The organism is Pseudomonas sp. DTU12.3, assembly GCF_004124275.1.
GTDB lineage: Bacteria > Pseudomonadota > Gammaproteobacteria > Pseudomonadales > Pseudomonadaceae > Aquipseudomonas > Aquipseudomonas helmanticensis.
The window spans coordinates 3,196,375-3,216,931 of the sequence record NZ_CP027218.1; the positions used below are offsets into that span (position 1 = coordinate 3,196,375).

Genomic DNA, 20,557 nt, shown 5'->3' on the forward strand with positions numbered 1-20,557 from the left:
AAGGGGCTACTGCGCAACCCAACGGGGATAAATCCCCTTGCCACTGGGTTGTCAGGACTTCGGTGCGTGCTTGGGGATCGAGTTGATCACTGGATTGCCTTCGGCATTGCGGGTCAGGTAGACCGGCAGCACTTTGGGCAGAGAGTTGACGAGGCCGTTGATCTCTTTGATGTTGTAGACGCCGCCCACGCGGATCGCGCCGGTGCTGGTGTCGGCGAGCATCAGCGGGTTGTTCAGGTAACGGTTGATCAGCGGCAACGCGTCGTTCAGTGCAAGGTTGTCGAGGATCAGTTTGCCGTTGCGCCACGCCAGTGAACTGTCATTGTCGTAGGTCTGGCTGATCTGTGGCGTGTAGTCGCCATGCCTGTACTGCGCCTGCATCGACGGGCCGAGGCGCAAACCGTCGCCAGGCAATGCCGTGTTGCTGGTGACCAGCACCGAGCCTTCGACCAGATTGACGCGTACCTGATCTTCATACATCCACACGTTGAAGCGAGTGCCGGTGACGCGGACGCGACCTTCGGCAGCCTTGACGATGAATGGGTGAGTGATGTCGTGACTGACGCTGAAAAACGCTTCACCCTTTTTCAGGGTGACCCGGCGTTCGTCCTTGTAGTTGCTGTACGTCAGCTCAGAGTTCAGGTTCAGCTCGACCTGGCTGCCATCGTTCAAAGTGACTTGGCGGACATTGTCGCTGGCTTCGAAATGCTGGTAACTGTTGGGTAGCCAGCCCATGTTCCACCCGGTGTAGGCGACTAGTGGCAGGCCCAGCGCGAAGATGCTGGCGGCGATTGCATATTGACGCCAGGCCGGGGCCGGATTGCTGGCCGGCAGCGCGACGACAGGATCCGGACGCGGCAGATGTTCGGCGACGTCCCAGATCTCCAGCATCGCTTCGTATTCGAAGGCATGGAGCGGATGCCCCTCACGCCATTGCTCGAATGCCACGCGCTCCTCGGCGGAGCAGTCGACTGCGTGCAGACGCATGCACCAATGCGCGGCGGCATCGGTGATCGCATCGTATTCGGCTTCCGAGAGGGTGTCTTCGGTCATTGACTCATCCTGGTTTGCTGCATTCTAACCTTCCGGGCCGCTGGTCGAGAACAACCGTCATGGCAATTACCCATCAAATTGGAACTTATTTTCCTCGGCAACACCCAAAAACAGGACGTCTGACGAACATCATCCATAAATGGAGTGAAAAAATGATCAAAAGAACCTTCGCAGCTTTCGTGGCAACCGCCGCCTTGTTGAGTGCCGGCGCGGCCATGGCCGACCGCCCGGGTGCGGGATGGATCACCATCGAGAAGGCAATCGAGATTATCAAGACCAAGGCCGGTTACGTCGAAGTGTATGAGATCGAGGCCGACAACGACGGCTACTGGAAGGGCGAGGGGCGCAAAGCCGATGGCGTGGTCTACGAGTTCCGCATCGACGGTGCCTCGGGCAACGTGTTGCGCGATCAGAAAGACTGACCTCACCGCGTAATCAAGCGATGCGCAGGCACCATGGCCTGCGCATTTTTTTTGCCGGTCAGCTCAGCGCTTCGTTGGGGCTGGTAACCGGGTCCAGTTGCCGACCCATTTCACAGATCAGAAAAGCGATCGAATCGGCATTGCGCAAAATCGTGTCGATGCGCGGATGTGGATTGGATGTGCTCAGAAATGCCGTTCGTGCATCCTCGACGGTTGGGCTCTGCGTGACTTTGAGAATTTCCTTGGCGACATGCTCGATACCTGGAATCTCATCGAAGCTGACCAATTTCTGCAACTCCCGGCTCCAGCGTGAGAACAGCTCCTCGCGCGGCGTTTCGAGTGACAGTGCTTCGCGCTGGAATCGGGTCTGGGTCGCTTTCATCGCCGCGCCGTAACCGGTAATGGTGGCGATCAGGTCAGTGAACGGCCGCCGGGCTTCGAGGGACGCGATGTCCACGGCCTTGTTGGCCTGATGGGCGAATTCATGGATCAGCGTGGATGCCTGGGCATGCCCCTCGACGTTGAACGGCTGGGTCAGGCCGTCCTTGTACCAGTCGAGCCCCTGATTGAAGAATTTTTCAGTGAAATGCACAATTTTTCGCGAGTCGTCATCAAGCACGAAGGCGATCAGCCCGCTGTTGCGGTATTTGTTCGAGCCGACGACAAAACGGTCGGTGTTCATCAGGTCTTCGGTGGGGTCGACCAAAGCATCACAGATCGGCACGATGGTTTTTTTGATCTTGGCGAGAATGTCGGCATCGATGCGTTGCACGCCGAAGAACGATTTGAGGAACGTGTCCAGCCGCGTCCCGGGGGCGTGGTTTTTCAATTGCGCCATGTTGTGCAAGCTGTTGAGCGCATAGTACCGGGCCATGTCAACAGCCTGCGTCAGCATCCGCGCCTTTTCCGGGTGCCTGGCGCGGATTTCGGCCATGCCCTGGGCTTCGATGTTCAACCACACTCTGGCTTCTCGCTCGTTGGCGTGGCGGTTGTACATTTTGGACAAGGCTTTGCCGAAATGCACGGTGTGCCTATCCGGATCGATCATGAGTTGGCGGGAAGCCGTGTGTTGCAGTACCGGGCCTGCCTGTTCTGTCCCTTTGATTTGCCAGACCGCTCCAGGCTGCTCCACCGGATAGACCTTGCCGGCGATTGGCGCGTAGAGAGTCTTCGTTGGCAGATCCTCGTAGGTACCATCGGTTGCTTTATGTGTCAGGTCTTTCAAAACAACCGTGGGTGTTTCGAACGTTTGCAGATGGGTGCGAGAGGCCGCAGTGGTACGGATTTGATGCCAGTGGGGAACACTCGGCGGTGTTGCTACAGCGGCCTGCGGAACCGATGCTTCTTGCTCAACCAGCGTCGACTCCAGTGAAAGCCGACCGAGGGTGATCATTTCTGCGGCGCCGGCAATAAACGTTTCCAGCGCACGCTTCCAGTGATGATCCTGCAGCGCCTCGGCGGAATCCATGAAGTCCTTGAAGGCTTGCCAGAGAAACTGCGCGTAGGCGAGTTTGCCCGGCAGCAGCCCGCGAATCAGTTTGATGCCGGAGCTGCACAGATTTTTCGCCACGTCCCAGTCCGCTTGTGCCGACGGTAATGAATGACTGTTCAACAAGCGTGGCAACAACGCAAGGTTGTCACTGAACAGTTGCATCAGCGCATTGCCGTCGACAGGTTTTGACGCGAGGGTGATTTCGCTGGTTTGTCCGGTACTGCTCTTGAACAGCGCGCCGAAGATCGATTGTTCGCTGTCGGGTAAACGTCGCACCAGCAAATTCTGTAATGCACCGGGAACGTTGAGTGCGGCGATGACGGCAGCATCATCGGCATATTCGCTGAACGCCTGTTCACCGTGGTACGGCGCATACAGCACTTGTGGCCCGGGCTTTCCGGTTGCCGGGCCGATCAGATACATGCCTAGAGCCTTGATTGCCTTCGCACCCGTGGTTTTGACCAGTTCCAATGGACGGATCAGCGCATTCGCCCCGGGAACCGTCGCGCGCGCCGTGGCATCTGGCATGTCGAGTATCTGAGTGATCAAGTCGAAGGCCGTTGCGCTCAGCCGTTGTTGCAGCTTGAGCTGATGAGCATGTTGCAGCAGTTGCCAGGGCAACTGACGGAGAAAGCGCTGTTGGCGCGCTTGTGCGTCGGTGTTTTTGCTTGACAGTGCGCCGGTGAGGCTATTGGCGAAGGTCGTGCCGATATCCAGTGACAACAGCAGGGTTCTGACTGCTTGCTGATCTAAGTTCTTCGGCAACGCGCTGGTCGTACTCGAAGTCACCGAAAAGCTGATTTGCTGGGCGACATGGCTTTGATTCAGGGCAAAATCGGTCAGGCTCATGGCCGGGCCGGCCAAGGCCAGCGCCGGGGTGATTGCGATCTGCTGTGGATCAAGGTCGGGTGCCTGGAAGCGACTGTTCAGCAACGCCTTCAGGGTTTTCTGAAGGTGGTCACGCAGAGTTGGCAAACCGTGCAGATAGTCTTTGTCATCCGTGACGCTGTTGCGCCATTGCTCGAGTATTTCCAGATGCAGTTGCTGATCGCCGAGCGCGGCCATGCCCAGCCATGCCGGTAGTGACTGTTGCTTGCCGAGGGCTTTGGCCAGTGCGCTGGCCTGATGCAGGTTGCTGTCGATTACCTGCTGGCTCAGGTTTTTGAGCGCGTTATTCTTGGCGAGTTTCGGCACATTCAGATCCCGCACGCGTTTGCAGCGCTGGAGAAACTGCTCGATGGCCGATTGCACGCGGTTCTCTGACACGCTTTCGCCGATCAGGTGGAACTCTGCCATCGTGTATTTCTGGTGAAAGCCATTGCTGAGCGGTGAAAGGTTCTCCAGCAACAACGGTCTTTTTTCCGAGTCGAGCAATCGCTGGTTCAGAACTGACCGCACCGCGTCGACGCAATCGAATACTTCAAGGCCCAAGGCAGGTGTCCACAATAGCGCGCGCCCTGAATGCTGATTATCGAGGCCTCCACGTTCGGTCAGCATGACGCAGTTCGCCAAGGGTGAAATTTCGCTCTGGCCGGTAGCCTGCAAGCTGAGCGAAAAGGCGTCGGGACGGAAGCCGTTGAGGCCCTTGCGCCGAGCGCGCTCAGGCTGTTCGGGGTTGAATACCGTATCGACAATCGCTTGTTCATCACGGCGCAATGTACCGTTGAGCACGCGAATTCTGGCTTCACCGGTCATGCCGACAAACAGCGCATGCGCCAGTTTGTTTTTCATGTTGTCCAGGTACAGGCTTTGCAACGCTGGCGTTGTGATCGGTTGCGCGACAAAGTCGCCGCTGATGGCGTCCAGCACACTGGCAAATTTCTTGGTTTCAGCCGCCGCCGCATCCGCGGTCAACAAGGACGGCAGAACGCTGCCACTGAGTGCCGGGCGGGTACTCCAGCGCCCTTCGGTGTCGAGCGTCAGCAGGCGATCGTGGAGCATCGAGCGGACATCCAGCGCTTTATCGAACAGGGCGCGGATGTCTATCGCACCATCGCTGTGACGAAATACCTGCAAGGCATATTCGATGTTCTGGCGTTGCTTGGTGATAATGCCGGACAGCAGCACGGCAAAGATGTCGCCAGCGATCATTTCACCCGAGACGTGGGGTTTGTCGAAGCCAAGAAACTGCTGGCGTTCCTCCAGGCTCAGCAAGCCATAGAGTTCCTCTTCGTGGCCAGCACTGCTGAACTTGCTCAGCAGTGTATTTTTCAGATCCTGGTAATCCTTGAGCACCTGCAACCCCTGAGAGGGGGTGTACAGGCAGGCGTCGGTGTGGCTGAACATCAGCGAACCTGCCAGCTCGACGAAGTTGGCCTGGTATTCCCACAAACGTACGGTTTCCAGTGTGGCAAAGCGCTGGGAAACGCTATCGGGTTCAATCCATGCCAGCAGGTCTGTGCATTTTTTTGCATCAATGATGCCCGCCTCGCGCTTGAGTACGAAGTCGGTGAGCGCCTGTTGGCGGATGGCCTGGGTGAAGAACGCGCGCCGTGTGCTGCCGTCGGCGCTTGCTCCGTTCCAGTAAACTTCCATCTGTTTGTAAAGCCGGGTCAGGAGGTTGGCGGAGGCGTTTTTGACCGCGCTTTCCCAGTGTTTTTGGTCGTCAGTCTGAGCCGGCCTGTGCGGATGGGAAAATACACGGGTCTGATCGGCAGGCCATCCGCCATGGCGGTAATAAAGCAGCACGGCATCAGTCAGTGTCATTGAATCGAGCCAGCGTCTCGGCCCCGTATCATCGGCAGTATCAGTGCCCGCGTGAAAACTCAGACGAGTCTGGGCCTGGTTCACACCCGGCATCGTAGAAGCCAGCAATTGGGCAAGGATGGTCTCAAGCAGGGCGCCGAGCGCGGGCAGGTGCAACGTCTCGTTGAGCAAAGCCTGGGCGTTGAGGCTCTGGCAGTGTTCGAGCGCGGTGCGCTGATCATCGAATATATCGCCGTCGATGAGTTGGCAGGTCACGGTTATACCGCGCTTTTCCAGCAGGTATTTGCGTTGCGACAGGGCGAGGAACGCCAGCAACCGGTCCTTTTCGTCAGCTTCGTTGAGGCGTTGTTCGAGGTGTCCGGTCAAGGCCTTGAGGTTGTCGAACTTCTTCAATCCTTCAAACGGCGTGTAAAGCAGGAAAGCGCCGTCTTCGGGAGTGCTACTGAGGATGAAACAGCCGGCCAGCGGCAGGGCGGGTGGATCCTCGGTATTGAGCAGCAAGCGATGAGCAAGCATGGGCGGCGTTTGCTGACTGCGCAGGGCCTGGGTAGCCAGTTGTACATGCTGCAGCCATTTGAAGTCCTGGGTGGACAGATTGTGTGCAATACCGAGCTCGGCCCATAGGCCAGGAGAGTCAAGAAAAGAGGGAAACAGCAGCGGTGGAACGGAAGCGGACATTGTCGGGTCTCGGTCAGGCGGCTTTCAGTGCGCCGGTAAATTGAGCTGCCAGACTAAAAGCCCTGCGGTCATAGAAGGTGGTACATAGTTACCGCACACAAGGGGTGCAGATGTGCATGGGCGCTTCTGAACGGTTGACAGCACCCGGGCCTGACGTGGTTAATCGCAGGGCAAGCCATTAGTACGCTGTTGTTCCCTCCAATAATTAGTCTGGAGCTTCAGATGTCTGCGCCACACGATGCTGTGTCTTCTGCTGTCTCGCCCGCGTTGTCGCTCGAAGCGCTGACGCAGTTGCTCGAAAAGGTTTTCCTGCGCCACGGAACGTCCGCACCTGTCGCACGTTCGCTGGCGGCCAACTGCGCCGGGGCTGAACGTGACGGCGCCCACAGTCATGGCGTATTTCGCATCCCCGGTTATGTTTCGACACTCAAGAGCGGTTGGGTCAACGGTCAGGCCGTGCCACTGGTCGAGGATGTGGCGTCCGGTTTCGTGCGGGTTGATGCCGGCAACGGCTTTGCGCAACCGGCGCTTGCGGCGGCCCGCCCGCTATTAGTGGAAAAGGCCCGCAACGCCGGGATCGCGGTGTTGGCGATTCGTAATTCCCATCACTTTGCCGCGCTGTGGCCGGACGTCGAACCTTTTGCCGAAGAAGGCCTGGTGGCGCTCAGCGTGGTCAACAGCATGACCTGCGTGGTGCCGCACGGCGCCGACCGGCCGCTGTTCGGCACCAATCCGATTGCATTCGCTGCCCCACGAGCCGGCGGCGCACCGATCGTCTTCGACCTGGCAACCAGCGCCATCGCCCATGGTGATGTACAGATCGCCGCGCGCAAGGGCGAGCGCTTGCCACCGGGCATGGGCGTGGACGGCCTCGGCCAGCCGAGCTGCGATCCGAAAGCCATTCTTGAGGGCGGGGCGTTGCTGCCGTTCGGCGGCCACAAGGGCTCGGCGCTGTCGATGATGGTGGAATTGCTCGCTGCGGCGTTGACCGGGGGCAATTTTTCCTTCGAGTTCGACTGGTCGAACCATCCGGGCGCACGGACGCCATGGACTGGTCAGTTGCTGATTGTCATCGATCCGAGCAAAGCCGCCGGTCAGGACTTCGCCACGCGCAGTCAGGAACTGGTGCGACAGATGCACGGCGTCGGTTTGAAGCGTTTGCCGGGCGACCGTCGCCATTGGCAGCGCGCGCGCTCGCTGGCCGAAGGCATTGTGCTGGATGAGCAAACCTTGGCGCAGCTGCGGGAACTGGCGGGGGATTGAGCGCATTGCAGGCATGAAAAAGGCGAGCCACAGGGCTCGCCTTTTTCTTGTCTGTTACATGCTCGCGATGTTTCAACGACGACCGAGCAACAACCCGACCACCAGGCCGAAGCCTGCGGAAATTGCCACGGTTTGCCATGGATGACCGCCAATGTAGCTCTCGGTTGCATCGACGGCCGGCTTGGTGCGATCGCGCACGCTGGAGACCGAATCCAGCGCTTGCTGCAGTTTCAGGGCGATTTGCCCGCGCAGGGTTTCCGCTTCTTCACCGACCAGCGATGCGCTGCTCTTGAGCAGTTTGTCCGACTCTTCGATCAGAGCCTGAAGTTCGCTGAAGGCCTGATCCTTGATTTGGTCTTCGGCGGCTTGAACGGCGGATTTCCGGGCCATTGGGTGACTCCTTGCAGGTGAATGGACAGTGATCAATGGAGTGTGGCGCTGCGTGAAAAGTTGCACTGAATTTAGGTCAGGAATAAAAACCTGCACGGGAGATTTCCGTCGAGCGTGTAAGATGTCGCCATTTTACGCAGCAGGATAATTCCCCATGAGTTTCAATCTGGCCGACAAATCCCTCGCAGAGCGCGCGGCGCTGGAAGACGAGAAATCCCGTCTGTTCGAACTCTGGCAGAACAATCTGGGCAAAGCCAAAGGTGAGGCCGCGCGGTTGTTCGGCGAGCGCGGCAAGCGTAAAGGCAAGTGGGCCGAGTGGGTGCGTGCAGAGCTGGACGGCATGTCGCCGCCGGAGTTTGCCAATATGGTGCGCAGTGAAGTCAACCGGCTGATGGCGGCGAACAAGTAAGGTTTTTTACCTGAAGCTGGCGGCAATCGCCTCACGCACTTTGACCACCACAGGATCGATCTGCGTACTGGTCCGCCAACCCAGTTCGATCGGGTAGCGCGGCAAATCCAGCGGGCAGGGCAGTAGTGTCAGACCGCTGAGCGCAGCGATACGCTCGGCGGCGTGCCTCGGGATCGTCGCCACAGCCTGACTGCCGATGAGCAGGTAGGGCAACGCCGCGAAATGCGTGGTCGAGGCGCATATCCGGCGGCTTAGGCCCAGCGCCGCGAGGCCTTCATCGGTGATGCCGATAAAGCCGCCGGAGGACACCAGCAGGTGCTCGCGCGCGACAAACTCCTCCAGCGTAATGTGCTGCTGGCCCGGCGCAAGGCTTGCCGGATCGACCAGACAGGCATAACCGCCTTCCCCCAAGACCTGCCGACTGAGCAGGCGTTCGGCAAAGCCGCCGGCGGTGATCGCCAGGTCAATACTGCGCTCCATCAGCGCCCGCGCGACGATCTGGCTGTGGGTCTGCCGGAAGATCAGCCGCAGTTTCGGCGCACTGCGCGCGATTTCTTCGATCAAGCGCCGGCCGTAGGCAATTTCAAAATCATCCGACAGACCGACCGTCACCGAGCGGCCTTCGTACTGAGTAGCCGCCGGGTCAACCATGGCCAAGCTTTGCCGGCATTTGTCCAGCGCTTCGCTGACCACCGGTTTCAGTTGATTGGCCTTGAGTGTCGGCGCCAGACCGCGCCCGGTACGCACGAACAACTGATCACCATAGACCTCACGCAATCGGCGCAACGCCGCGCTGACCGCCGATTGAGTCACGTTAAGGCGCAGCGCCGCGCGGCTCGCGCTCGATTCCTCGTACAGGGCTTCGAAGACTTTCAGCAGATTGAGGTCGACGTTGGCGATATTCATTTGGCTCATATCATTCAGCAGTGATCGGGGCTTTATTCATGATCCCTTGGCGCCGGAGAATCAGCAACCTCTGAACCTGATGGAGTGATCGCGATGCCCAAGTCAATTGTTGCTGCCCTGCAGATCGGCGCCTTGCCCGGCGGCAAAGGCGAAACCCTGGAACAGATTCTCGCTTGGGAAAACGCAATCATCGAAGCCGGCGCGGCGCTGGTGGTGATGCCGGAAGCCGTGCTCGGCGGTTATCCGAAAGGCGAAAGTTTCGGCACGCAATTGGGCTATCGACTGCCTGAGGGGCGTGAGGCCTATGCGCGTTACTTCGCCAATGCCATCGATGTGCCGGGCGCGGAAACCGCAGCGCTGGCCGGTTTGTCCGCACGCACTGGCGCCAATCTGGTGATCGGTGTCATCGAGCGCGCCGGCAGCACCTTGTATTGCACGGTGCTGTATTTCGACCCGCTAGCCGGATTGCTCGGCAAACACCGCAAATTGATGCCAACCGGCACCGAACGGCTGATCTGGGGCAAGGGCGATGGCTCGACTTTACCGGTGCTCGACAGCCAGGTCGGCAAGCTTGGCGCGGTGGTCTGCTGGGAAAACATGATGCCGCTGCTGCGCACGGCGATGTACGCCAAAGGTATTGAAGTGTGGTGCGCGCCGACTGTGGATGAGCGCGAGATGTGGCAAGTCAGCATGCGGCACATTGCACATGAAGGACGCTGTTTTGTGGTCAGTGCGTGCCAGGTGCAGGCGTCGCCGAACGAGTTGGGGCTGGAGATTGCCAATTGGCCGGCGGATCGGCCATTGATTGCTGGCGGCAGCGTGATCGTCGGGCCGATGGGCGATGTGCTGGCAGGACCGTTGCGCGGCGAGGCCGGACTGTTGACCGCCGAGATCGACACCGATGAACTGGTGCGGGCGCGCTATGACTACGACGTGGTGGGGCACTATGCGCGGCCGGACGTGTTCGAGTTAACTGTGGATGAGCGCGCGAAACCCGGCGTACGCTTCAACATCTGATCGCCAACCCGCAACACCCTGTAGGAGCTGCCGAAGGCTGCGATCTTTTGATCCTGTTTTTACAATCAAGATCAAAAGATCGCAGCCTTCGGCAGCTCCTACAGAGTGAGGGTTTAGCGGCGATGCAGCCATTCTTGGGGAGACTGCGGCATGTTTACCAGGTCGCGGCAGTCGCCTTGGGCAGGCTCAGAGTGCCGCTGTCGACAAAACGCATGGTGCCGAACACGCCACCGGCGAGTTTGCCGCGCAACACGTAAGGCAGGTTGTCGAGGGTTTGCGTCTGGCTCAGGCCGAGTGTCTGGCGCAGTACCGAGAAGGCCGAAACGCTGACCGGGACGCTGACGATGGTTTCCGAGAAACGCCCGATCGAGCCGCCCTGATCGCTGACACCGGATGCCAGTGAATGACCGTTGACCTCCAGATCCAGGGCAATGCCGGTGTAGTCGATCGCGGTTTCATTAGGGTTCTGCACACGAATCTTGATCGCGAAACGCACTTCCAGATCCTGGCTCGGCAGGGGTTCGAGCCCGACTACGTTGATGTTCACCGGATCACGATCGGGAAACAGCGCGCAGGCGCTGAGCGACAACAGCAGTACTGACAGAATGACGGCGTGGAGGCGGCGCATAAACGGTCTCTCAACTAAAAAGGGCTGAACCGTTGCCGGTGCAGCCCTTTCTATTAACAGGCCGGACGTTAACGGTTCAACTGTGCGACAGCCGCCGGCAGGGCAGGTTCAGCTTTGGCCGGCATCTCCGGGTTTTCCATGACCTGAAGAATAGAAGCTTCCGGATCGAAATCGTCTTCTTCCAGCTCGATGAATTCTTCCGGCAGGAAGATGTTCAGCACGATAGCGCACAACGCACCGACGGTGATCGGCGATTCGAAAATGTTGCGCAGCGCTTGCGGCAGCTCACGCAGGACTTCCGGTACCGCCGCGATGCCCAGGCCCATGCCCAGCGAAATGGCGACGATGAGCATGTTGCGTCGATGCAGACCAGCCTCGGCGAGGATCTTGATACCGGCGACGGCGACGGTGCCAAACATCACCAGTTCGGCGCCACCGAGCACCGGTTTTGGCATCAGTTGCAACACCGCGCCGATCATCGGGAACAAGCCCAGCAGCACCAACAGGCCGGCGATGAAGAAGGCGACGTAGCGGCTGGCCACACCGGTCAGCTGAATCACGCCGTTGTTCTGCGCGAAGGTCACCATCGGCATGCTGTTGAACACGGCCGCCATGGCCGAGTTGAGACCGTCGGCGAGCAGGCCGGATTTGATGCGGCGAATGTACAGCGGGCCTTTGACCGGTTGCCGCGAGATCATTGAGTTGGCCGTCAGGTCGCCCGCAGCCTCCAGCGGCGACACGAGGAAAATCACTGCAACCGGGACGAAGGCTACCCAGTCGAAATTGAAGCCGTATTTGAACGGCACCGGCACGCTGACCAGCGGCACCTCGGGCATCGAGGCGAAATCCACGGTGCCCATCATCCAGGCCACCACGTAGCCAAGGGTCAGGCCGATGACGATTGCGCCCAGGCGCAGGAACGGCACGTCGACGCGGTTCAGCACCACAATCGTGCCGATCACCAGCGCGGCGAGAAACAGATGACCGGATGCACCGAGATCCGCTGCGCCAAAACCGCCGGCAATGTCGGTCATCGCCACTTTGATCAGCGACAGGCCCATCAAGGTGATGATGGTGCCGGTCACCACCGGGGTGATCAGCATGCGCAGTTTGCCGATGAATTGGCTGAGCACCACTTCGATGAAGGCGGCGAAGAAGCACACACCGAAGATTGTCGAAAGAATCTCATCGGTACCGCCACCACGGGCCTTGACCATGAAGCCGGCGCTGAGAATCACGCTGATAAAGGAAAAACTGGTGCCTTGCAGGCACAGCAACCCCGATCCGACCGGGCCGAAACGTTTGGCCTGAACGAACGTGCCGAGGCCGGAAACGAACAGCGCCATGCTGATCAGGTAGGGGATTTCGCTGTGCAGGCCGAGGGCGCCGCCCATGATCAGGGTCGGGGTGATGATGCCGACGAAGCTGGCCAGTACGTGTTGCAGCGCGGCAAACACGGTGGCAGTCAGGTGCGGACGGTCGTTGAGGCCGTAGATCAGATCGTTGTTGCGCGGGACTTTTTCAGAGGCGGTCATGGTGATTTGCGCGCCGCGAGGCGGGGCCGGGTCAGAAAATGGAGGCGCAGAATGCCGGAAGAGGGCAGCGAGGGCAACGAGCAATAATTGCCTGAAAGGTCAGGTTTTATTGGGGTGAGGAGCTGAACCGATTCTGTAGGAGCTGCCGAAGGCTGCGATCTTTTGATTTTGTTTTTTGGATCAAGATCAAAAGATCGCAGCCTCCGGCAGCTCCTACACAGGTTTGAAGGCAGCCAATAAGTCCTGTTCAAAGGCTTTCTGCGCGTCACCCGGCACCTGCGCCCGATGCCGGGCCAGATGAAACGCCACCTCGAAACTCAACTCACCCTCACGCACCGGCCGCAGCAGACTTTTCGCCTGCCAGCTGCGCGCATAGTGATCAGGCAGGTAGCCGACGTGTTTGCCGGAGAGAATAAACGCCAGCGTGCCCTCGACCTGCTCCGAGCGCGCCGAACACAGCTTGCCCTGAAACGGCTCGTCGCTACGCAGGAAGCGATACGGATGATCAACCCGGTCGCACGCCTGCAACGCTTCATCACTGGGCGCTGCGTCGGTAAACAGTGGATGCCCCGGCGCGCAATACAAATGCTGGGTTTCACTGAACAACTGGCGATAGTCGAACGCGCTTTGCACCTGCGAAAAATAACCGATCGCCAGGTCGAGTCGCTGTTGCAGAAGCAGGCGCTCCATCTCGCCGGGCATCGCGCTGATTAACTCGATACGGACCGACTCGTCACGCTCGCGAAATCGCCGGATCGCCTCGGCGACGCGTTGCAGCACCGAGGGTTCGACCGCCTCGGAAATGCCCAGGCGCACTTCGCCGATCAGACGCCCGGCCACGCCGTTGGATTGATGGCGGAATATTTCGATCGATTCAAACAGGCTGCGCGCTGCCAGCAGCAACTGCTCGCCCTTCGGCGTGACGCTGAAACCACCCTTGCCACGGCTGCACAAACGATAGCCGAGACGGGTTTCGAGTTTGGCCATTTGCTGGCTGATGCTTGATTGGCTCAGGCCCAGATCACCCTGCGCCGCACTGAAACCACCGCACTCGACCACGCGGACAAACAGACGTAACAACTGCAGATCGACATCGTGGAGTTGACCGAGCATCACATTACTCCGGGGTAAAGTCAGGATAATTATTCAGCTATTTTTCTAATGTATGCGACGGCGCATTCTGCCACCACTTCCTCCGGTCAGGTGTTCATCATGGCTCCCGTGTTCAAGCTGTGTTTCCCCGCGCTGTTGTTGTCCGTGGTCATCAATGCTCAGGCCGAGGACAAAACCCTCAATCTCTATAGCTGGGCCGATTACGTGCCACCGCAAACCCTGCAGCGTTTCGAGCAGGAAACCGGCATTCACGTGCGTTACGACACCTTTGACACCTCCGAGGTTCTGGAAACCAAACTGCTCACTGGCGGCAGCGGTTACGACGTGGTGGTGCCGTCTTCCAGTGTGCTGGCGCGCGGTTTGGCGGCGGGGGCCTTGAAGGAAATCCCCCACGAGGGACTTAAGGGCTACGCCAATCTGGATCCGGACTTGCTGGAAAAACTCGCCGCCGTCGATCCCGGCAACCGTTATGGCGTGCCGTACACCTGGGGCACTTTGGGCCTGGGCATGAACGTTGAAGCAGTGAAGCAGCGTCTGCCCGATGTGCCGCTGAACAGCCTTGATCTGCTGTTCAAGCCCGAATACGCCAGCAAGCTTAAGGACTGCGGGATTGCGATTCTCGATTCGCCGCAAGAGGTCATTGGCCTCGCGCTGCACTACCTCGGCAAAGATCCCTATAGCACCGACAAAAACGATCTCGCCGCCGCCGAAGCCTTGTTGCAGAAACTCCAGCCGTCGGTGCTCTACGTCGCCACCGGCCGACAGATCAATGATCTGGCCAGCGGCAACGTGTGCCTGGCGCTGACCTACAACGGTGACGCGAGCATGGCCGCCGATCAGGCGCGCAAGGCCAACAAGCCGTTCGAAGTGGCGTATCGCATTCCAAGGGAAGGCACGCTGATCTGGCAGGACAATCTGGCGATTCCCAAGGACGCGCCACACCCCGAGGCCGCGCGGGCGTTCATCGAATTCATGTTGCGCGCCGATTCGGTGGCCGAGCTGACCAATACGCTGTTTTTTGCCACCGCCAACCAGGCCGCGATACCGCTGGTGGATGAGGCGGTGCGCAACGATCCGGACATCTACCCACCGGCCGAGGTGCGCGACCTGCTCTACGCGGATCGCAGCATGAGCCTCAAGGACATGCGTCAGCGCACCCGTCTGTGGACCACTTTCCGTAGCCATCAATAACCAAAGGAGCGCGCCGAGATGGACGTGCCAATGCAGAACGATCAGGCGATGACGCGCGACAGCCTCTACGGCACTGCCGCCGAAAGCACCTACGCCGGCATCACCAGTTTCATGCGCCGTCGCTACAGCCGCGATTTGCGCGGAGTCGACGTGGCCGTCAGCGGCGTGCCGTTCGACACCGCCACCAGCAATCGTCCGGGTGCACGCTTCGGGCCACGCGGGATTCGCGCGGCGTCCACCGGGATTGCCTGGGAGCGCCACTGGCCGTGGGCTTTCGATCCGTTCGATCATCTGGCGGTGGTCGATTACGGCGATTGCGACTTCGATTACGGTTCGCCGCAGACCATCCCTGAGAGCATCGAGGCGCATGCCGAGCGGATTCTTGAATCCGGTAGCGCCATGCTCACCTTTGGCGGCGACCATTTCATCAGCTACCCGCTGCTCAAGGCCCATGCGCGCAGACATGGCACGCTGTCACTGATCCATTTCGATGCGCACAGCGACACCTGGCCGGACGAGGAGGGCAAACGCGTCGATCACGGCACCATGTTCTGGCATGCCGCGCGGGAAGGGCTGGTTGATCCGGCGCGCTCGGTGCAGATCGGCCTGCGCACCACCAATGATGATCACATGGGCTTTCAGGTGCTCGATGCGCGACAAGTGCACCGGCGTGGCTGCGAGGCGATTGTCGAAGCGATTCGCGCGCGGGTCGGCGATAACCCGGTGTACCTGACGTTCGACATTGACTGCCTCGATCCGGCCTTTGCGCCTGGCACCGGTACGCCGGTATGCGGCGGCTTGAGCACGGTGCAGGCGCTGGAAATTCTCGGTGGCTTGCGTGGGATCAACCTGGTCGGCATGGACGTCGTCGAAGTCGCCCCGGCCTACGATCACGCCGACGTCACCTCGCTGGCCGCCGCCACCCTGGCGATGGAAATGCTTTGCCTCTACGCCGCCAAGCACAAAGTCGACCTCTAACACTCTGTAGGAACTGCCGCAGGCTGCGATCTTTTGATTTTGTTTTTAAAAGACAAGTCAAAAGATCGCAGCCTGCGGCAGCTCCTACGGGGACGATCGTTCCCATGCGCAGTGTTGGAATGATCAGGTACTGAGGCTTTGTGTTTATCCGCAAGATTGGCGTGGCATACTGCCGCGCATGACTTTCGACTCTCCCCTCAGCGCCTGGCAGCATGCCATCGAGCACAAGGGCTTCATCCAGGATGAAGCTCAGGAGCACGCCGTCTGGGCGTTGCAAAAATGCCACGAAGCCTTGCATGCCGGTGCCCGCTCGGTCAGCGGCGTGTATTTGTGGGGGCCGGTCGGGCGCGGCAAGACCTGGCTGATGGATCAGTTCTATCAGAGCCTGCGGGTGCCGGCGCGGCGTCAACACTTTCATCACTTCATGGGCTGGGTGCACCAACGCTCATTCCAGTTGACCGGCATCGCCGATCCATTGCGGGCGCTGGCCAAAGAGCTGGCGGCGGAAGTGCGAGTGCTGTGTTTCGATGAACTGTTCGTCAACGACATCGGCGACGCGATCATTCTTGGCCGGTTGTTTCAGGTGATGTTCGACGAAGGCGTGGTCGTGGTCTGCACCTCGAATCTGCCGCCGGACGAGCTGTACGCCGATGGTTTCAATCGCGACCGCTTTACCCCGGCAATCGCGGCAATCAAGGCGCATATGCAAGTTGTCCCGGTCAATGGTGCCGAGGACCATCGTTTGCATCCGGGCGCCGCCGAGCAACGCTTCTTTGTCGCCACGCCGGACTCGCCGAGCGCCCTGGACGAGGTGTTCCGGACGCTGACACAAGGGCAGGCCTCCAGCTGCGAACCAGTGCCGGTCGGCCATCGGACACTCAACGTGGTGCGGGCCAGTGAATCGGTGCTGTGGTGCCGCTACGCTGATCTGTGCGAACAACCCTTTGCCGCCATGGATTTCATCGCGCTGTGCGATACCTACCGGGCTATCCTGATGAGCGAGGTGCCTAATCTCAGCGCACAGAAACGCGAGGGGCGGATTGCTCGCGGCACTGAAGACGGTGCTGAGCGTGTGATCGCCGGGGATCGCGAGCTGCCGCAGTTGTCAGTGCACGACGATGGCGTGCGCCGGTTCATTGCGCTGGTCGATGAGTGCTACGACCGCAAGGTGCCGCTGTACATCGAGGCACAAGTGCCGATGCCTGCGCTGTATACCGAGGGTTATCTGGAATTCCCGTTCCGCCGCACCCTCAGTCGTTTGCAGGAGATGCAGTTGCAGCGCTTTGCCGAAGCTTGAGTGAAGAGGGCGTTCTTCTGCGCGGGGGAGGCTGGGTTGCGGGCTGGGGATTTTGCTGAATTGGGGTGGACGGAAGAGTTGGTCTGGGGGCATTGATAGATCAAGAGATCGCAGCCTTCGGCAGCTCCTGCATGGGAATTGCCCCTCCAGGGTTGTCGCCAGGGCTGGCGGCGCGCTAAGGTCGAGCTGCCTTTCAGTGCGCACTTTGCGCGCCGGGGTATTTGTGTGTTCGGGGATGGAAATGGATTCCGCAGAGATTCTTGTGCTTCAAGCCAGCTATAGCAATCCGGTGCACGCCGAGGCCATTGGTGTAGTGCTCAATCACTATGCCGAAGATCCCATGGGGGGCGGCCAGCCGATCGACCCCGAATTGCTGCGCCGGGTGCCCGAAGAACTGGCTCGCCGACCGTATGCCTTCAGTGTGCTGGCATTCGTGGGGGGTGAACCGGCGGGGCTGGTGAACTGCTTCGAAGGTTTTTCGACGTTTGCCTGCAAGCCGCTGGTCAACGTGCATGACGTGGCAGTGGTGAGCAAGTTTCGCGGGCTTGGGCTGAGCCAGAAGATGCTCCGTAAGGTCGAGGAGATTGCCCGTCAGCGCGGCTGCTGCAAGATCACCCTAGAAGTCCTCGAAGGTAACGACGTGGCACAGAACGCCTACCGCAAATTCGGCTTCGCCCCGGGCATGTTCAACCCGGATCACGGGCAGATGCTGTTCTGGATCAAGAATCTGCAGGCATAAAAAAAGGCGCCCGGACAGGGCGCCCAACTGTCTCTTCCGGGCCAGAGCGGAGCCACGGAAGGTGCATCGGTTGCTCGATAAACTCAGTTGCGATAAGACTCGGTCACTTGCGCCGTCTGGTCGGCGGGTACGCGGATTTCCTTCGCCTGAGCGTCACTCGTTTGCTCGCTCTGCGCGTGGTGAACCGGGAAGTTGTCGTAGTAATAACGCATGCGTTCGGCGCCGCCTTCAGCGAAAGCACTGGCGGAGCCGAGGGCAAGTAGTGCGGTAAGGATTGCGGTAGTGATTTTCATGGTGCCTCCTACTGAACAAGTCGGAGCCGTTCGTCCATGAAGCAGATCTCGGGGGAGATTTTCTCCCCGCGTAATTAACTCGGGGTTAAGTGCACCTTGTGGTGAGGGCGTTTGCCCCTCTCCACAGGGTTAGCGGTGTGTTGAAGGGATCAGAGCTTCCAGTCCAGGCTCAATGTCACCGTGCGTGGATCGCCCCAGTACACGCCGTTGTAGAAGCCGACGTTGTCGTAATATTTCTTGTCGAACAGGTTGTCGACGTTCAGCGACGCCGACAGGTGCTTGTCGAATTCATAGCGCGACATCAGGTTGACCACGGTGTAGGCGTCCTGATTGATTCGCGTACGTTCGGTGAGGATCCGACCATTGGCGCCGCGCCCGACCGGACGGTTGGCGGTGCCGTAGACATCGCTTTGCCAATTCACCGCACCACCCACGGTCAGGGCGTTCCAGTGGCCCGGCAAGCGATAGGCGGTCGACAACCGCAACATGTTCAGTGGCTGGTTGGTGTTGCTGCGTTGCTTTTCGCCATCGGCCGAGTGGGTGTAGGTGTAACCGGCGGTCATGTTCCAGCCATTGAGGATCTCGCCCGAGACCTCAGCTTCGAAGCCATTGACCTTGTTGCCCTTGCCGCCGCTCTTGTAGAACTCCTCGCCGGTAACCGGATCCGGGGCGACCGAATCGTCGACTTCGGCGACGTTGTCCTGTTTGCTCCAGAACAACGCTGTCGACAGATTCAGACGCTCCTCGAGCAAGCTGCCCTTGAGACCCAACTCGTAATTGCTGCCCACGACCGGATCGAGGTAGTTGCGACTGCTGTCGCGATTGCTCTGCGGTTTGAAAATATCGGTGTAGCTGACGTACGCGGTGTATTCCGGTGTCAGGTCGTAGAGCAGGCCGGCGTAAGGTGTCCATACGTCATTCTGGCTCTGGCTGGTGGCATCAACCTTGGTCAGTTGCAGCTGACTGTCGTAGTAGCTGTCGCGGCTGGATTCTTCCCAACTGCCGTAGCGGCTGCCGATCACGGCATGTAGTTGCTCGGTGAAATTCAGGCGTGTTGCGAGGTAACCAGCCTTTTGTCGGGTCTTGCCCTTGGAGCCGCTCAGGCCAGTGACGGTGTCAGGGAATTTGCCGATGTCGCCCATGTACTTCCAGTCACGGATGTTTTCGTAATCCGCTGCGCGCGGGCCGTCGTAGGCGTAGGGCGAATCGGCGCGGCGTTCGGCCTCGCCGTAGCCAAACATCAGTTCGTGTTCGCGACCGAGCAGCGAGTAGGGGCCGGAGATGTTGAAGTCATAGGCCTTCATGCTCTGTTCGCCGATCATGTGGCCCATGTAGGCGCTCATGCCGCTACGATCAGCTTCGGGGAAGCCGCCACCGCCGTAGTAAGTCTTGCCGTCGCTGTCACTGTTGCGATGGGTATACGCGGCTTTCAGATGCCAGCCCGCCGCCAATTGCTGGTCGAGCGTGGCGAAAGCGGTCTTGTCGCGCAGCGGCCAGGAACTCCATGAGGTCGCCATGTTGGTCGAGCGACCGAGCCCAGCCTTGCTGCCATCGGCATTCCAGTACGGCACGGTGCCCCAGGAACTGCCTTGCACGTGTTTGTCCTGATAGTCGTAACCGACGGCCAGCACGGTGGATTCGGTCAGGTCGGCTTCGAGAATGCCGTAGCCGACTTCGCGTTGCAGTGCGTACTTGTCGCGGATCGACTGGCTGTCGCGGTAAGCCAGCACCGTGCGCCCGCGCAGGCGGCCGTCGAAGGCCAGCGGGCCACCGACGTCGACGTAGCTGTAGTAATCGTCGTAGCTGCCGCCGCTGACCCCGGCCAGCGCCTGTAACTGGGCGGTTGGTCGTTTGCGCACCATGTTGATGGTCGCCGAGGGGTCACCTGCACCGGTGGTCAATCCCGTCGCGCCGCGAACCACTTCGATGCGGTCGTAGATGATGGTGTCGGAATCGGACTTCATCCGATCGAAGGTGTTGAGCATCCCGTCGATCTGGAAATTGTTGATCGAATAGCCGCGCGAGGAATAGTCGACCCGATCGGAATCGAGGTGTTGCACGACAATGCCGGTGGTCTGGCGCATGGCTTCGGACAATGTACCGAGTTTGAAATCATCCATCTGCTGGCGCGTGACCACCGACACCGATTGCGGGGTTTCCTTGATCGACAGGTTCATCCGTGTCGCGGTGCTCATCGCGCCGGTGGTGTAGGCCTCGGTGTTTTCAGTGGTGTTGCCCAGGCCTTGCGCGGTGACGCTGGTCGAAGCCAGTTCCAGCGCGGAGCTGGCGGGTTCGGGCGGTTGTTCAGCGGTGTTTTCAGCCAGCAGTTCGGCGCTGAAAGCAGCGCTGCACAGGCCAAGCGTGAGGGTCATGGAACGGGTGATGGGCGCGAACATCGCAGCCGACTCCTTGTCTTCGAGGGAAAAAATCCGTTTGTTCAAAGACGA

General features: G+C 59.7%; 17 protein-coding genes and 1 pseudogene. 9 read left to right on the forward strand and 9 right to left on the reverse strand.

The window, feature by feature from the left end; all coding sequences use genetic code 11:
- Positions 1–51: 51 nt before the first annotated feature.
- Complete coding sequence (locus tag C2E19_RS14635) at positions 52–1,053, reverse strand: FecR family protein (protein WP_129393549.1); 1,002 nt, start codon at positions 1,051–1,053, stop codon at positions 52–54.
- A gap of 152 nt (positions 1,054–1,205) precedes the next feature.
- Here C2E19_RS14635 and C2E19_RS14640 point away from each other — a divergent pair, with 152 nt between their 5' ends.
- Entirely contained in the window at positions 1,206–1,475 is a 270-nt protein-coding gene (locus C2E19_RS14640) for a PepSY domain-containing protein (RefSeq protein WP_122855145.1), read from the forward strand.
- A 58-nt stretch (positions 1,476–1,533) separates the two neighbouring features.
- Here C2E19_RS14640 and C2E19_RS14645 read toward each other — a convergent pair whose 3' ends face one another.
- Positions 1,534–6,351, reverse strand: a complete 4,818-nt coding sequence (locus C2E19_RS14645) for a dermonecrotic toxin domain-containing protein (protein WP_129393552.1) — start codon at positions 6,349–6,351, stop codon at positions 1,534–1,536.
- Between the two features lie 222 nt (positions 6,352–6,573).
- On the opposite strand from C2E19_RS14645, the gene C2E19_RS14650 reads away from it, so the two are divergent.
- Positions 6,574–7,614 carry an Ldh family oxidoreductase gene (locus C2E19_RS14650; RefSeq protein WP_129393556.1) on the forward strand — a complete coding sequence of 347 codons (1,041 nt, stop codon included), beginning with the start codon at positions 6,574–6,576 and terminating at the stop codon, positions 7,612–7,614.
- Between the two features lie 72 nt (positions 7,615–7,686).
- Here C2E19_RS14650 and C2E19_RS14655 read toward each other — a convergent pair whose 3' ends face one another.
- Positions 7,687–8,004, reverse strand: coding sequence for a YqjD family protein (locus C2E19_RS14655; RefSeq protein ID WP_016982860.1), 318 nt, complete (start codon positions 8,002–8,004; stop codon positions 7,687–7,689).
- A gap of 154 nt (positions 8,005–8,158) precedes the next feature.
- On the opposite strand from C2E19_RS14655, the gene C2E19_RS14660 reads away from it, so the two are divergent.
- Positions 8,159–8,413, forward strand: a complete 255-nt coding sequence (locus tag C2E19_RS14660) for a hypothetical protein (protein ID WP_007917411.1) — start codon at positions 8,159–8,161, stop codon at positions 8,411–8,413.
- A 6-nt stretch (positions 8,414–8,419) separates the two neighbouring features.
- On the opposite strand, the gene C2E19_RS14665 is transcribed toward C2E19_RS14660, so the two are convergent.
- Entirely contained in the window at positions 8,420–9,328 is a 909-nt protein-coding gene (locus C2E19_RS14665; RefSeq protein ID WP_129393559.1) for a LysR family transcriptional regulator, read from the reverse strand.
- Between the two features lie 84 nt (positions 9,329–9,412).
- Between C2E19_RS14665 and C2E19_RS14670 the strand changes: the two genes are divergently transcribed.
- Positions 9,413–10,336 carry a carbon-nitrogen hydrolase family protein gene (locus C2E19_RS14670; RefSeq protein WP_129393563.1) on the forward strand — a complete coding sequence of 308 codons (924 nt, stop codon included), beginning with the start codon at positions 9,413–9,415 and terminating at the stop codon, positions 10,334–10,336.
- 154 nt (positions 10,337–10,490) lie between these two features.
- Here C2E19_RS14670 and C2E19_RS14675 read toward each other — a convergent pair whose 3' ends face one another.
- The 3 genes from C2E19_RS14675 to C2E19_RS14685 form a co-directional block, all read right to left on the reverse strand.
- Positions 10,491–10,964, reverse strand: coding sequence for an LEA type 2 family protein (locus C2E19_RS14675; RefSeq protein WP_129393566.1), 474 nt, complete (start codon positions 10,962–10,964; stop codon positions 10,491–10,493).
- Positions 10,965–11,032: 68 nt separating this feature from the next.
- Complete coding sequence (locus tag C2E19_RS14680) at positions 11,033–12,499, reverse strand: nucleobase:cation symporter-2 family protein (RefSeq protein ID WP_129393569.1); 1,467 nt, start codon at positions 12,497–12,499, stop codon at positions 11,033–11,035.
- A gap of 213 nt (positions 12,500–12,712) precedes the next feature.
- Entirely contained in the window at positions 12,713–13,612 is a 900-nt protein-coding gene (locus tag C2E19_RS14685) for a LysR family transcriptional regulator (protein ID WP_129393572.1), read from the reverse strand.
- Positions 13,613–13,711: 99 nt separating this feature from the next.
- Here C2E19_RS14685 and C2E19_RS14690 point away from each other — a divergent pair, with 99 nt between their 5' ends.
- The 5 genes and pseudogenes from C2E19_RS14690 (at position 13,712) to C2E19_RS14710 (ending at position 17,817) form a co-directional block, all read left to right on the forward strand.
- Complete coding sequence (locus C2E19_RS14690) at positions 13,712–14,803, forward strand: polyamine ABC transporter substrate-binding protein (RefSeq protein WP_129393574.1); 1,092 nt, start codon at positions 13,712–13,714, stop codon at positions 14,801–14,803.
- An 18-nt stretch (positions 14,804–14,821) separates the two neighbouring features.
- Positions 14,822–15,781, forward strand: a complete 960-nt coding sequence (gene speB / locus C2E19_RS14695) for an agmatinase (protein WP_129393576.1) — start codon at positions 14,822–14,824, stop codon at positions 15,779–15,781.
- A 178-nt stretch (positions 15,782–15,959) separates the two neighbouring features.
- Entirely contained in the window at positions 15,960–17,078 is a 1,119-nt protein-coding gene (gene zapE, locus C2E19_RS14700; RefSeq protein ID WP_129393578.1) for a cell division protein ZapE, read from the forward strand.
- Positions 17,079–17,090: 12 nt separating this feature from the next.
- A pseudogene (locus tag C2E19_RS14705) lies at positions 17,091–17,174 on the forward strand (damage-inducible protein DinB); the annotation flags it as partial.
- Positions 17,175–17,319: 145 nt separating this feature from the next.
- Positions 17,320–17,817, forward strand: a complete 498-nt coding sequence (locus C2E19_RS14710; RefSeq protein WP_129393580.1) for a GNAT family N-acetyltransferase — start codon at positions 17,320–17,322, stop codon at positions 17,815–17,817.
- A gap of 83 nt (positions 17,818–17,900) precedes the next feature.
- Here C2E19_RS14710 and C2E19_RS14715 read toward each other — a convergent pair whose 3' ends face one another.
- Both C2E19_RS14715 and C2E19_RS14720 read right to left on the reverse strand, forming a co-directional pair.
- Positions 17,901–18,110: a hypothetical protein gene (locus C2E19_RS14715; protein ID WP_129393582.1), complete on the reverse strand. Its 210-nt coding sequence runs from the start codon at positions 18,108–18,110 to the stop codon at positions 17,901–17,903.
- 149 nt (positions 18,111–18,259) lie between these two features.
- A complete protein-coding gene (locus C2E19_RS14720) occupies positions 18,260–20,506 on the reverse strand; it encodes a TonB-dependent siderophore receptor (RefSeq protein WP_129393584.1) in 2,247 nt (748 codons plus the stop codon).
- Positions 20,507–20,557 lie beyond the last annotated feature (51 nt).

Bases quoted from the DNA above. Each gene is read 5' to 3' on its own strand.
- C2E19_RS14650 (WP_129393556.1), top strand. From the start codon at position 6,574: ATGTCTGCGCCACACGATGCTGTGTCTTCTGCTGTCTCGCCCGCGTTG.
- speB (WP_129393576.1), top strand. From the start codon at position 14,822: ATGGACGTGCCAATGCAGAACGATCAGGCGATGACGCGCGACAGCCTC.
- zapE (WP_129393578.1), top strand. From the start codon at position 15,960: ATGACTTTCGACTCTCCCCTCAGCGCCTGGCAGCATGCCATCGAGCAC.
- C2E19_RS14690 (WP_129393574.1), top strand. From the start codon at position 13,712: ATGGCTCCCGTGTTCAAGCTGTGTTTCCCCGCGCTGTTGTTGTCCGTG.
- C2E19_RS14635 (WP_129393549.1), bottom strand. From the start codon at position 1,053: ATGACCGAAGACACCCTCTCGGAAGCCGAATACGATGCGATCACCGAT.
- C2E19_RS14645 (WP_129393552.1), bottom strand. From the start codon at position 6,351: ATGTCCGCTTCCGTTCCACCGCTGCTGTTTCCCTCTTTTCTTGACTCT.
- C2E19_RS14655 (WP_016982860.1), bottom strand. From the start codon at position 8,004: ATGGCCCGGAAATCCGCCGTTCAAGCCGCCGAAGACCAAATCAAGGAT.
- C2E19_RS14670 (WP_129393563.1), top strand. From the start codon at position 9,413: ATGCCCAAGTCAATTGTTGCTGCCCTGCAGATCGGCGCCTTGCCCGGC.
- C2E19_RS14675 (WP_129393566.1), bottom strand. From the start codon at position 10,964: ATGCGCCGCCTCCACGCCGTCATTCTGTCAGTACTGCTGTTGTCGCTC.
- C2E19_RS14720 (WP_129393584.1), bottom strand. From the start codon at position 20,506: ATGTTCGCGCCCATCACCCGTTCCATGACCCTCACGCTTGGCCTGTGC.
- C2E19_RS14665 (WP_129393559.1), bottom strand. From the start codon at position 9,328: ATGAGCCAAATGAATATCGCCAACGTCGACCTCAATCTGCTGAAAGTC.
- C2E19_RS14710 (WP_129393580.1), top strand. From the start codon at position 17,320: ATGGATTCCGCAGAGATTCTTGTGCTTCAAGCCAGCTATAGCAATCCG.
- C2E19_RS14680 (WP_129393569.1), bottom strand. From the start codon at position 12,499: ATGACCGCCTCTGAAAAAGTCCCGCGCAACAACGATCTGATCTACGGC.
- C2E19_RS14660 (WP_007917411.1), top strand. From the start codon at position 8,159: ATGAGTTTCAATCTGGCCGACAAATCCCTCGCAGAGCGCGCGGCGCTG.
- C2E19_RS14640 (WP_122855145.1), top strand. From the start codon at position 1,206: ATGATCAAAAGAACCTTCGCAGCTTTCGTGGCAACCGCCGCCTTGTTG.
- C2E19_RS14715 (WP_129393582.1), bottom strand. From the start codon at position 18,110: ATGAAAATCACTACCGCAATCCTTACCGCACTACTTGCCCTCGGCTCC.
- C2E19_RS14685 (WP_129393572.1), bottom strand. From the start codon at position 13,612: ATGCTCGGTCAACTCCACGATGTCGATCTGCAGTTGTTACGTCTGTTT.